The organism is Maricaulis alexandrii, from assembly GCF_005871165.1.
Classification (GTDB): Bacteria; Pseudomonadota; Alphaproteobacteria; order Caulobacterales; family Maricaulaceae; genus Maricaulis; species Maricaulis alexandrii.
Genome location: NZ_SWKP01000003.1, coordinates 642,498 through 655,448 on the forward strand (window position 1 = coordinate 642,498; position 12,951 = coordinate 655,448).

General features: G+C 66.6%; 8 protein-coding genes. 1 reads left to right on the plus strand and 7 read right to left on the minus strand.

Annotated elements, in window-relative coordinates; translation table 11 throughout:
• Nucleotides 1-50: 50 nt before the first annotated feature.
• The 3 genes from pbpC to FCS99_RS03225 form a co-directional block, all read right to left on the minus strand.
• Nucleotides 51-2,090 (minus strand): penicillin-binding protein 1C, encoded by a 2,040-nt coding sequence (gene pbpC / locus FCS99_RS03215; protein ID WP_138510472.1) that lies wholly within the window; start codon nt 2,088-2,090, stop codon nt 51-53.
• Nucleotides 2,091-2,092: 2 nt separating this feature from the next.
• Nucleotides 2,093-6,949 carry an alpha-2-macroglobulin family protein gene (locus FCS99_RS03220; protein WP_138510474.1) on the minus strand — a complete coding sequence of 1,619 codons (4,857 nt, stop codon included), beginning with the start codon at nt 6,947-6,949 and terminating at the stop codon, nt 2,093-2,095.
• Nucleotides 6,950-7,040: 91 nt separating this feature from the next.
• Nucleotides 7,041-7,757: a sulfite exporter TauE/SafE family protein gene (locus FCS99_RS03225; protein WP_138510476.1), complete on the minus strand. Its 717-nt coding sequence runs from the start codon at nt 7,755-7,757 to the stop codon at nt 7,041-7,043.
• A 115-nt stretch (nt 7,758-7,872) separates the two neighbouring features.
• Here FCS99_RS03225 and FCS99_RS03230 point away from each other — a divergent pair, with 115 nt between their 5' ends.
• Nucleotides 7,873-8,637 (plus strand): DUF2189 domain-containing protein, encoded by a 765-nt coding sequence (locus tag FCS99_RS03230; RefSeq protein WP_138510478.1) that lies wholly within the window; start codon nt 7,873-7,875, stop codon nt 8,635-8,637.
• Here FCS99_RS03230 and ccoS read toward each other — a convergent pair.
• The 4 genes from ccoS to ccoG are packed head-to-tail and all read right to left on the minus strand — an operon-like array spanning nt 8,592 to nt 12,926.
• Nucleotides 8,592-8,807, minus strand: a complete 216-nt coding sequence (gene ccoS, locus FCS99_RS03235; RefSeq protein WP_138510480.1) for a cbb3-type cytochrome oxidase assembly protein CcoS — start codon at nt 8,805-8,807, stop codon at nt 8,592-8,594. The two genes, FCS99_RS03230 and ccoS, sit on opposite strands and share 46 nt — an antisense overlap.
• Nucleotides 8,807-10,987, minus strand: a complete 2,181-nt coding sequence (locus FCS99_RS03240) for a heavy metal translocating P-type ATPase (RefSeq protein WP_233352635.1) — start codon at nt 10,985-10,987, stop codon at nt 8,807-8,809. Before FCS99_RS03240 ends, ccoS begins: the two co-directional genes overlap by 1 nt.
• Nucleotides 10,975-11,445, minus strand: a complete 471-nt coding sequence (locus FCS99_RS03245; protein ID WP_138510482.1) for a FixH family protein — start codon at nt 11,443-11,445, stop codon at nt 10,975-10,977. Before FCS99_RS03245 ends, FCS99_RS03240 begins: the two co-directional genes overlap by 13 nt.
• Nucleotides 11,442-12,926, minus strand: coding sequence for a cytochrome c oxidase accessory protein CcoG (ccoG, locus tag FCS99_RS03250; protein ID WP_138510484.1), 1,485 nt, complete (start codon nt 12,924-12,926; stop codon nt 11,442-11,444). Before ccoG ends, FCS99_RS03245 begins: the two co-directional genes overlap by 4 nt.
• Between the last annotated feature and the right edge of the window lie 25 nt (nt 12,927-12,951).

The following is a 12,951-nucleotide window of genomic DNA, read 5'->3' on the forward strand; positions in this document are numbered from 1 at the left end:
CTGTCAGCGGACGGGGTGCAAGCCCGGGACGCTGTCCGGCCCGCCGGCGATCAACCCTCGGACAGAATGCGGACCCGCGACCGGGCCAGCCGGCCCTGACGGTCAATGGCCGTGACGGAGTAGAAACCCGGGCCCGGCGGATACCAGACCGGCTCACCCACCGCATTGCGCTCCACGCGCGCCCCGTCGGCATACCAGGACAATTCGCCATCGGCCTGCGCCGACAGGATGAAGCCGCGCCCGGCCCGGTCGGCCCAGACTTCGGCCCCGTCCGGCGGAAACAGGATGTGCGGCGCCGGGTCCGCCTGGAAGTTCGCCAGCGTGTCCGGTGTCTCCGGCAGGGCGTCGCGATCCCCGGCACCGGCCAACCCGTCCGGATCGATCCGGCCGATCCCGTCCGCGAGGCGGAAGAGCAGTGGGAGGGCCCCTTCCCGTCCCGTCACGCCTTCGCGCGGCGCGCCATCGGCCCGGCCGGTCCAGACCACCAGGGTATAATCTCCCACCACCCCGGCCGCCCAGGCATCGCGAAATCCGTAGGACGTGCCGGTCTTGAAAGCGATATCCGGGGCATTGTGCGCCAGTGCTGCCGGCATGCGCCCGCCCGGATGGGGAGCCCGGCGCAGGATTTCCAGAATCTCCGCCGCTGATTCCCCGGTGACCACGGGATGCGCGGCGCCCGGCCGGGTCTCGTCCTCGAACCAGCGCAGCGACCGGGCCGCTCCGCCATCGCCCAGCGCGGCATAGAGCACGGCGATCTGGCGGACGGTCAGCCCCGCTCCGCCCAGGGCCACGGCAAGCCCGCTGTCCTGGCCTGCCGAACGCGGTCTTTGCGGTTGCGCGCCGGCAAAGCCGAGCACGGCATTGAACCGTCGGCCCCCCACCCCGTCCAAAGCCGTCACGGCCGGCACGTTGAGCGAATGCTGAAGCGCTTCGGCAATGGTGACGTCACCGCGAAAGCGGCGATCGAAATTGTCCGGCTGATAACCTGAAAACCGGCGCGGAAGATCGGCAATCCGCGTCCCGCCTGCGGCCAGACCATCGTCAAAGGCCATGCCGTAGATGAAGGGTTTCAGCGTCGAGCCCGGCGAGCGCGGACGATCCGTCAGGTCGATCCATCCCCCCGGCCGGCTGCGGCTGGCCGATCCCGCCAGCGCCCGCACCGAACGGGTATCGGTCTCCACCAGAAGGGCGGCAAACTGCACCGCTTCCGGCGTCTCCGAAGCCGCCAGGGAGAGCTCGTCCTGCAGCATGCGCTGCAAAGCGATATCCAGCGTGGACACGATATCGGCCGCGTCGGGCCGGGCCTGGCGCAAATCGGCCGCGGCATGCCAGGCATCGGCGGGGAAGGCCTGGCGGCCGGGCACCGGGTCGTGCGCCGCATCCGCGGCGGCGCCGGAGCGGGCCAGGCCGACCTCGGCCAGACGGTCCAGGACGTGGCCGCGGGCCTGCCGCGCTGTCTCCGGCCGCAGATCCGGCCGCCGCGCCTCCGGCGATTGCGGCAAGGCCAGCAGGAGCGCGATTTCCTCGATCGCCAGATCATCGGGCTCGCGGCCGAAATAGGCCCAGCTGGCGGACCGCACCCCTTCCAGATTGCCGCCATAGGGGGCGAGGGTCAGATAGGCTTCCAGGATCTCCTGTTTGGAATAGCGAAGCTCCAGCTGCAGGGCGCGCAGCATCTGGAAGGCCTTGGCGGCCAGCGTGCGCTCCCGCGGCTCCAGCAACCGGGCCAGCTGCATGGTGATGGTGGAGCCACCGGACACGATCCGGCCTGCCAGAAGACTGTCCCGGCTGGCCCGGACCAGGGCCAGCGGATCCACACCGGCATGGCTGTAGAAGCGGGAATCCTCATAGGCCAGCAAGGCTTCGATGAAGTCCGGATCGATGCTGTCCAGATCCGCGGCCAGACGCCAGCGTCCCTCGGTCACCGGAAAGGCGCGCAAGACCCGCCCCTCGCGGTCGCGGACCACGGTGGAGACTTCCTGCAGGGCGGCATCCAGCGGCGGCGGGAACCGCCGGTCGAGGGCCAGCAGTCCGACCAGCAATCCCAGACCGAGAACGGTGGCCCAGTATATCCGGTGCAGACCCAGCATGATCAGCCGCGTGGCGCGATCACGACCCGGCCTGTCTCGGACCGCGCGAAGGTGTCAGCGGCATACATGTCCTGCACCACCACACCCGGCAGGGTGTACTCACCCGGCGTGACGGCCCGGACGATATAGGCCACCCGCTCGGCCCGCTGATTGCGCAGATCGAGCGCCGCGACGAAACGGTCATCCCGGCTTTCAGCCACGCTGGGTGCATTGATCCGGCCCAGCCAGGCATAGAGCCCGTTCTGCCGGGCATCTTCCGGTTCGACCACGGCTTCGATCTCGAACCCGGGCGGCAGAAGGTCTTCCACAATCACCGGGATCAGACGGCGCGATTGCGGCGCGACCGTGATGTCGATCATCAGCCGGTCGCCCTGGACCAGGCTGGCCAGGTCCACCGGTGATCCATCGAGACGACGCACCCGCTTCTGTACCGCCACCCCTTCACGGGCCGCATCCGGCGGCGTGATCGACTGGCCATGGGCGATCTGGGTCACCCAGACCGGGTTGTCGCTCTCCACGGCGAAACCGGCCGGCCCCGCCAGAGCCTCGCCCGTCCATTCGAACTGGCCCGGCCCCGTCGCGATGAAGCCATCCGGCGCGGCGACCTGCACGCCCTCATCCCCCGACAGGGCGTGGGCAGCAGACAGGAGGAAGGCCTTTTCCTGAGTATTGAGACGTTCCGGTTCCGGCAGATCCGCTTGAACACGGTCGGCCAGCCGGGCGACACGCTCCGCATCGCCCACTTCGGCGGCCAGGGCGAGCACGCCCGCTAGGTCCCGGCGGGCGGACTGGTAGTAATTCCCCGGATTTTCGAAACCGAGCGCGGCTTCGGCGGCATCCAGCGCCGAGACTGTCCGCGCCTGGTCGCCGATCAGATAGAGCGCGGCGGCCAGCTGGGCCCGGGCGAGCGGGCTTTCGATCTGGGTCAGGCGTTCATCATGCATGTAGCGCAGGCGGGACCGGTCGACACGGCCGGCCCGGGCCAGGACATAGAGCGCGTAAGCGGCCGACCGGTCACTCAGGCGCTCCGCCGTGTCGGTCTGGCCCTGCCAGCGGTAGATGGAGGTGTCATAGCCGGACACGCGCCACATCTCGCCAGCGGCGACATGCTCCAGCGCCGCATAGGCGCGTTCCATCGCGGCATCCGGTACGGCATAGCCCGCCGCCTTGGCCCGCGCGAGAAAGTCGGTCATGTAGACGCCGATCCAGGGCCGCGCCGCGCGGTCGCCAACGCGCCACAGGCCGAACACGCCATCACTTCCCTGACGCGACAGGAGGGTGCCGATCGCCGCCTGCACCTCGGCCCGCGCCCCGTCCGGCCCGTCCAGACCGGCGGCGCTGGCCAGCGGTAGGGCGTGCAGGAGCGGCATGGCCCGGCTGGCGATCTGCTCACCGCAGCCATAGGGGTAGCGGTTCAGTGATCGCAACAACCCCGCCTCATCCAGCGGTGTCGGCGAGAAACCGAGCGAGAGGCTGGCAGACCCGTCCAGATAGGTAGACAGCACATCCGCCGGGACGGACCAGCGATCCCCCGGCATGACCCGTCCGCGCGACACGTCGGAGGAGGCCAGCCAGGCCGGCCGCACCTGGATCGGATAGGCCCGCGAGACATTGAAATCGCCCGGCCCGTCGAGGGTGAGCCCCACTTCGCCGATACCGGAACCGATGCCGGTGAGCGAATAACGCCGGTCGACGCGTTCGCCGGAGGCCAGCTGAAGCGTGTCGGAGGCTTCAAGGCCCACCGGACCCGAGCCGTTGAGTGAGGCTGTGTAGCCCCCGGCCTCGCCATCAACATTGTCCACGGTGAGTGTGGCGGTCGAGACATCACCCGGTGCCAGGAAGCGCGGCAGGATGAGCTCCGCCGGCACATCATCACGCACCGTCAGCGGCCGTGCGGCCTGGCCGACGGCCCGGCCGGTCCAGGCCACCGCCATGAGGCGAAGCTCGCCATTGAAGTCGGGGATGTCCAATTCGACCTGCGCACGGCCATCACGGCCCACTTCCACGGGACCAGAATAAAGCGCCACGGTCCGCGTCGGAACCACCGTCAGGCCGGCACCACCAATCTGGTCACCGCCCTGCCGCACGGGAGCGGCGGCTCCTTGATTGGGGTCGAGCAGGCGCCCGTAATCATCATAGAGATCCACATCCAGCCGCGCCTGGCCGAAATACCAGGCCTGCGGGTCCGGCGAGGCAAAACGGGTCAGGGCGAGAATGCCCTCATCCACAGCGGCGACGGAGACATAGGCCCCCGACCGTACGGGGCCTTCGATCTGAAGGTCCAACGAGACAGTCTGACGCGGCTCGATCCGGTCCGGCGCGTCAAAGCTTACCGAGAGGGTCCGATCCGACATGTCGACGGGCAGATAGCTGACCCCGACGGCGCGGCGCGGTGCCGGGCGATCCACGGGGTCGCGCGGCGTGTAGACCGTGACCATGGCATAGACACCGGCGCCCCAATCCTCCGTGACACGGAAATCGATCTCGGCGCCACCTTCCGGCAGGCTGATCGTACGGGTCTCCAGCACGCGGTCGCTCGCGATCACGACCTCGGCCTCCCCGGCATAGGGCGGCAGGATGGTGAGGCTGGCGCGATCCCCCACGGCGACAGGCTGATCGGGACCGGACACGGCAACCTGGTCGGGCGCCTGGGTGCCCGGCTCGCCGTCACCGCCCCAACCGACCCAGAAACCGGTGCTGGCTGTCACACCGGTGGCGTTGTCGGTGAGGATGAGCTGGTAATTCCCCCAATCCAGACCCGGCAGGGTCAGGCTGGCGGCCTCGCTGCCATCCAGGCCGATCACGCCGGTTTCGATGGGGACGACGTGACGGGTACGGCGCCACTGCCAACGGCCGCCATCGGTCCGGTACCAGTCATAATCCCAGTCGATCCGGACCAGTTGCCAGCCCAGTTCCACCCGGGCCAATTCGCCCTGACTGTCGAGGGCCACAAGACTGAAACCGGTCTCGCGATTGCGCGCAGCCCGTCCCTCGAATTGCGGCTGCAGACCCAGATAGATCGGGGCCGGACGATAGGGAATGCGCACATCATCGGCGACGGCACGGCCACCGGGTTCAATGGCGGAAATCACGCCCCGGATGCGCAGCGGCTGGGTGGCATCCTCGCCGAGACCTTGCGGATCAAGGGTTTGCACCGCAATACCGGCACCATCGGCGAAGGTGGATGGCAGGTCGAGCGAGCGCTCGCGGAACGGGGTGTCGTGACGGCCGAATTCATAACCGGACCAGTCCTCGAACGGGCTGGGGTCCACTTCGATCCGGAGCCGCCCCTCGACCGGCAATCCCGCGCCGGGCGCGCCATAAAGGAAGCGGACACGCGCCTCCACACTACGAGTTTCGCCTGCCAGGACCGGGGTTTGCGTATCGGCTTCAAGGTCCAGGCCGACGCGTTGCGGGACAAAATCCTCGACCGAAAAGCGCGTACTCGCGACCCGGCCATAGCCGTCCATCTCGGCGACAATCCGCCATTCGCCACGGGCAGCCGCGACCGGCAGATCATAGTCCCAGAAGACCGATCCGGCTTGTTCGGCCATTTCGTAGCGGACATTGGCAATCTCGATGCCATTGGGGCCGAAGGCGGTCAGGGTGACGGGGCGGTCGGAAATGGCGACAGCTTCGCTATCCCGCACCATGGCCCCGATGCGGACGGTCTCGCCCGGACGGTATATCCCCCGGTCCAACCAGAGATATCCATCCGCACCGTCGGGACGCTGACGGCCTCCAATGCCCTGGCCGGACAGGTCGACCGGATTGCGGCGGAAGTCGAGCACGGCGAAATCATTGTCGGGTCCGTAGGCCAGCAGGAGGCGCGGCGCCATGGCGCCCTCGCCCCGCACCAGTGGCGCGGCAAAACGGGCATGGCCGTCGGCATTCGTTGCCTCGCTGGCCAGGATCTCGTTGGACGCGGCGATCAGTTGAACGCGCACATCCTCCACCGGCTGCGCGGATTGCAGCGAACGCACCGTGAAATCGATCCCGTCCTGGCTGCGATAGGCGGTCAGGGCCAGATCGGTGATGACCAGCCAGCGTGTGGCGCGGGCGGGATTGCGGTAGCCGTCATCGGCCTCGGCCGCATCGCGAAGGGCAATGAAATAAGCGCCGGGCGTCAGGGTGCCGATGGCTTCGGCCAGGGGAAAGACAGTGGTGACCGGCGTGTTGAGCGCCCCAGCCGTATCCATCTCGCCCGACCAGATTGGTTCGCCGACATCGGAGGCGCGCTCTTCCGGCGGCGTCCAGTTGTAATCGCCTTCAGCGCCGTTGAAGCCCTGGGTGATGGAGCGGAAGGCCAGGGCCCGGTCCGTGACGCGCCACAGCTCGATGGCGACCGTGTCGACATTGACGGTTTCGATGGCCAGACCGTCCGCATCCCGGCGCGGAAGGATGACCCCGTCGCCGGCAAGCCCGACATAGGCGGGGCGGTCCCCGAAATCGACCGGGATGGTTTCGTCTACCGGCAGGGTCTGTCCGTCAGCGGCGGGCAGGCCTGTGCGCAGGACAATCTCCTGGCCATCCCCGAAACCCAGACCACCCACGCACAGGGTTTGTCCACTCACGGACAGGGCGATGGGGCGTTGCGGGGTGACAGTGACATAGGAGGCGTAATCCACGGCCGGATCGAGCGGCTGCGTGAAGCCCAGGCACAGTCCCGGCGCGTCGCCATCAACGCTAACCTCGTAACGCAAGAAGGAAAATTGGGTCGCGACCTCGGTTTCGGCACGCGGCGCATCGGCCGGACGGGCATTCAGTTCAGGCCCTGTATCCTCCGGCTGGGAGGGCGAACAGGCCGCCAAGCCCAAGCCCAGGATGCACGCTGCCAGTCCGCTGCGCCAATTCATCATGCCGACACTCCCCTTCCCGAAGAGGGCAAGCATAAGACATTGTTAACAAAATAGCACCGGGGAAATTGGCCACCGATCAAGTTTCCCGGTCTCAATCCACCGGAATACCGCACAGGGCGGCGATGGTGCGCCAGGGCAAGGCCGCCGACGCAACAGCGACAAGAATGATCAGCAAACCGGTCATGATGCGCGTGCGAGGGGATCGAAGACGCCCCAAAAGGCGGACAAAACCGAACACGGACAGGATTACCGCCGGAACCGTTCCCAACCCGAATCCGGCCATGATCAGCATCCCGGTCCCCACATGCCCGGTCAGCATCGCGTAGAAGAGCATCGCATAGACCATGCCGCAGGGCAGGAAGCCCCAGACGAAGCCGGCGACCAGCGGACTGGCCGATGAAAGCGCCCCGGCGAAGGGCTTCTGCGTCCAGGTGACGATATGGTGTCCCACCCGGTCAAACCCGGCCAGCGACGGCGCCCAACCGGCGACCGACAGGCCGATATAGACGAGCACGACGGCCGCCGCCCAGCGCAGGATAAGATGCAGGCCGGTCTGGTCGAACCCGATATAGACGGTGGATCCCAGCGCCGCGAGCAGACCACCCGCCATGATATAGGCGAGGATCCGGCCGAGCTGGGCGAGCAGGAGAATGCGCGCCTGGCGGCCGGGGCCGGCATCCGCGCCCCCCAGGGAGAGGGTCAGGCTGGTGGCGATGCCACCGCACATGCCGATGCAGTGCAGGCTGGACGCAAAACCGGCCAGAAAACCGCCAACAAAGCTCAGATCGGAAAATGTGGCTGGCGTCATGACCACCTCGAGAACAGGCCCTGTCTTTGCCCGGACATTCCCACAAGAAAACTGTGGCGTAATGACGCAAAACAGCCAAAGCTGTCGGGACTATAACAAGAGGGTGGAGGAGATCATGGTTGAATTGAAGCGCGTACGCCGCGACGCACCCTGGGCCTGGCTGAAAGCCGGATGGGCGGACCTGATCCGCGCCCCGCGGGTCGCGCTGAGCTATGGGCTGATCTTCGTCGGTGCCGGCGGGCTGATCTCCCTGGCGCTGCACCTGCTGAACATGTCCGCCGTGGTTCCGGTCTTTCTGAGCGGGTTCGCCCTGATCGGACCGGCCCTGGCGACCGGCATCTACCAGGTCTCGCGGGCTTTCGAACGGGGCGAGAAGCCGCGTTTCCGGGTCATCATCTCGCGCTTCCCGTCGCGCATTTCGCAGATCGGTTTTCTGAGCATCCTGCTCGCCCTGCTCCTGATGCTGTGGGTGCGGGCCGCACAATTCCTGCTCGTGGCCATCGCCCCGGACAGTCCGCTCACCCCCGATGCGTTCGCGGAATTCGCAATCTCGGACACGACGGGCCTGACCCTGATCGTGGTCGGGACGCTGATCGGCGGCTTCCTGGCTGCCGTGGCCTTCGCCATGTCCGCCCTCTCCTTCCCCATGCTGATCGACCAGGATGTGGATGCGGTGACGGCGATGGTGGCCAGCTTCAAGGCGGTCTTCGCCCAGCCTTTCGTCATGCTGACCTGGGCCTGGCTGATCGCCTTCATGGTGGTGGCAGGATCGGTGGTCTTCCTGATCGGCCTGGCCGTGACCTTCCCCTGGATCGCCCTGGCGACCTGGCACGCCTACCGGGACTTTGCGCCCACGCCGTCAGCGTCCGCACCGGCCTGATCATTCTCATCGTCTGAAGGCGGGATCGGCTTGTCGTCATCCATCAGGATGCGATGGGCCGCCCCGTCCAGATCATCGAACTGCCCGGATTTCAGGCTCCACATGAAAGCCAGAAGGCCGAGCGCGCCCATGCCGAGGGCAACGGGAATAAGCCAGATCAGAACAGACATCAGCGCGACAGTCTCAAGGCATTGAGGGTGACCAGGATGGACGAGCCCGACATGGCGATGGCGGCCACGAGCGGGGTCACGAAGCCGAACACGGCGAGCGGTACGGCGATCATGTTGTAGATGACGGCGAGGCCGAAATTCTCCAGCACGCGGCGCTTGGCCCCGCGCGAGACATCCAGCGCCACAACGGCACTGTCCAGCTTGTCCGCCTGCAAGACAAAATCCGCGGCGGCCTGGGATATCTCCGCCGCCGAGGCCAGCGAGATCGAAACGTCGGCCGCCGCCAGGGCCGGCGCGTCATTGATCCCGTCCCCGATCATGGCAACGGTCCGCCCCTCGGCCTTGAGCGCCTCGAGCCGGGCAATCTTGTCCTGGGGCTTCAGCTCGGCCTGCCAGTCATCCAGTCCCAGTTCGCGGGCAATGGCCGCGACCGGACCGCTGCGATCGCCGGACAGGAGTTCGATCTGGCAGCCGCGTGCATGCAGCGCTTCGATCGTCGCCCGGGCATCCGCCCGCAGCTGGTCCTGGAATCGGAAACAGACCGGCTCGGCTTCACCCACCTGAAGCCAGGCTTCCGTATAGGCGGCGTCACGGGTCTCGATACCCATCCAGCGGGCCGAGCCGAAACGGATGGAGACCCCATCTTCCACGGCTTCGATACCGCCGCCGGAGACCTCTTTCACCTGAGACGCCACCTCGCCCATGCCGGCGGCATCGGCCACGGCGCGGGACAGGGGATGGCGGCTGGTCCGTGCCAGACGCGCCGCGGTCTGGAAGGCGTCCTCGGCAATCTCGTCACGATTGATCAGGCGCGGCCGGCCTTCGGTCAACGTCCCGGTCTTGTCGAACACGGCCGTGTCGATCCCGGCCAGGCGTTCCATGGCATCACCGGATTTCACCAGCACGCCTTCGCGGTAGAGCCGCCCGGAGGCCACGACCTGGACCGCCGGAACCGCCAGTCCCAGCGCACAGGGACAGGTGATGATCAGAACCGCAATCGCATTGATGATGGCCGGACGCGGCTCGCCGCCGATGATGAACCAGCCGACCAGGGTCAGGGCCGCCAGGGTGTGGACCACGGGGACATAGAGCTTGGCCGCCCGGTCCGCGAGCTTCACATAGCGCGAGCGCGATTGCTCGCCAGCCTCGACCATGCGGGTGATCTCGGCGAGCAGGGAATTGTCGCGGTCGGCGGTCGCTTCCAGAACCAGTTTGGCATCCAGATTGAGCATGCCGGAGAATATCTCCGTCCCGGGCCGCGCTTCCACGGGCTGGGTCTCGCCGGTGACCAGAGAGCCGTCCAGTGCGCCCTGCCCTTCGATGATGACGGCATCGACCGGCACGCGGTCCCCCGCAGCGAGAACCAGATGGTCGCCGGACTTCACCTCGCGGGCCGGGATCGCCTCGACCCGGCCATCCGGGCGCAGGCGATTGGCGGTGGCCGCCTGCATCGCCGCCAGCCCGCGCGCCGCCTCTCCGGCCCGGGCCCGCAGACGCATGTCCAGGAAGCGCCCGATCAGCAGGAAGAAGAGCAGCATGACGGCTGCGTCGTAATAGGTATGGCCGTGACCGATGAAGGTTTCCCAGATCGACAGGCCGCAGGCCAAGAAGACCGCCAGGGAAATCGGCACATCCATGTTCACATGGCCATTGCGCAGCGCCGTCCAGGCCGAGCGGAAGAAGGGCTGGCCGGCATAGGCCGCGGCGGGCAGGACGATGAGCGCCGAGATGCGGTGCATCAGAGACTGCATGGTCTCGGTCATTTCCATTCCGCCTGCCCAGACGGAAATGGAGAGCAGCATGACATTGGCCATCGCGAAACCGGCCACCGCCATGGCGCGCAGGAGTTTGCGCTCCTCTTCCTTTTGCGGGTCGGCTTCGCTCTCCGGTTCGTAGGGCGTGGCGGGATAGCCGATGGAGCGCAACTTCCCGACATATTCCGCCGCCAGGGCCGGGTCGCCACGCCAGGACAGGGCCAAGCGGCCGGTCGACAGGTTCAGCCGGGCATTCTCGACCCGGGGATCCTCGCGCAGACCGGATTCGATGCGGGCGATACAGCCGGCGCAGACCGCGCCACGCACCAGAAGGTCAAGGCGCGACTGGCCGTCCGCGATGCGGACAAAGGCCTGGGGATCAACGGAATTGCCGGTGTCCAGATGCGTGGTGTCTAGGGCAGCCACAGCTCATGCTCCATCTCGAAGGGGGCGTCCCCTTCATTGACGGCGTGCAGATGCCAGTTGCCGGAACCGGCGCAATCCAGCGGCACTTCATAGACGCCGGTGCGGGCTTCCCGGAAGGCCAGCTCGCAATCCCGGTCGGTATTGGTGGGATGGTGGAGCGAGCCGGCAAGGGCCAGACCGGAGACGGGCGTCCCGGCGGCATCGAGCACTTCGACGAGCAGCCGCGTGTCGACCACATTCACATGGGCCGTCCAGCCCAGCTCGGCCTGGGCATGACGCCGGTTGAGCGTCTCATTGTAATTGAGCCCCTGATAATAGGAACGCGGCACGTCCTCACCCGGATGGGTGCGCACCGCCATGGTGATGAAGGTCGCATTCACGCCGATCGTGACGCCGAAGAAGAGCAGGATCATCACCAGGACATGCCAGCCCCGGACCGGATTCAAGAACCCCTTCATTCTCCTGCTCCCGTAATGATCATGGTGGGTGTTGTCGCCGATTCGCCGGTGGTGCGATCCGTCACGCGGAACCGCAATTCCTCGCGCGGCCCTTCGATCGCATCAGCGGGAAGCGTCAAGTATAGCACAAAGTCCCGGGTCCGGTCGGCATCGATGTCCAGCCGCATCGGATCCTCTTCCGGCGCACCGAGCACCCGCACCTGGATGGACGGATCCCCTTCCACGGCCAGGTCCATGATGCGCGGCTCATTGGCCTTGTTGACCACTTTGAGCGTGTAGCCATTGCGCACCGATCCGTCGGACAGGATGACATAGTTGGGATTGCGGTCGCGCTGGGAATTGAGCTCGAGCGTCGTCCGGGTGACCAGGCCGGCGAGCATGACGGCGGCAACGAGTACGAAGGCCACGGCATAGACCATGGTGCGGGCGCGGAAGAAGCGGTAGCGCGGCTTCTCGCCCCGTTCGAACCGGTCGACATTGTCATCGGTCTCGTAGGTGATGAGCCCTGTCGGACGTCCGACCTTCTTCATGATGTCGTCGCAGGCATCGATGCACAGGGCGCACTGGATGCATTCCAGCTGCGAGCCCTCGCGGATATCCACGCCCATCGGGCAGACCGCGACGCATTGCTTGCAGTCGATGCAATCGCCCCGGCCCTCCCAGCTTTCCGACTTCTTGTGCGCGCCGCGCGGCTCGCCCCGGTCGAAGCGATAGGTGACATTGAGGGCTTCACGGTCCGTCATTGCCGCCTGGATGCGCGGCCACGGGCACATATAGGTGCACACCTGCTCACGCATGGTGCCGGCCAGCGTATAGGTGGTGAAGGTCAGGACACCGGCGAACAGATAGGAGGACGGTTCTGCCTGGCCGGTGAAGAAATTGGCCAGCGTGTCATAGGCATCGTGGAAATAGAGAATCCACGCCCCGCCCGTGGCCAGGGCGATCAGGAGCCAGACCGTGTGCTTGCCGAGCTTCCGCCAGGCCTTGTTGAAAGACCATTTCGCCTTGTCCAGGCGCATGCGGGCATTGCGGTCGCCCTCGAACAGGCGCTCGACCCAGATGAAGAGGTCGGTCCAGACGGTCTGCGGGCAGGCATAGCCACACCAGACCCGGCCGAACAGCGCCGTGGCGAGAAACAGGGCCAGGGCCGCCAGAATGAGCAGGCCGGTAATGTAATAGACTTCCTGCGGCCAGATCTCGATGAAGAAGAAGTAGAAACGGCGGCCGGCGAAATCGACCAGGACCGCCTGGTCCGGCGCGTCAGGACCGCGGTCCCAGCGCAGGAAGGGCACGAGATAGTAGATGCCCAGGGTCACGGCCATGACCAGCCATTTCAGGGACCGGAACTTGCCGTGCGCCAGCTTGGGGTAGATTTGCTCGCGCTTCTTGTAGAGTTCGCGCGTATCCGCGGCGTTGACAGCCTCGGCCTTGGATTGCCGGATGCCAGGCGCCGCCATGGCGTGTTTTTGTTGTTCGCTCATGACGACGCTCTAACGTGTCTCCAGC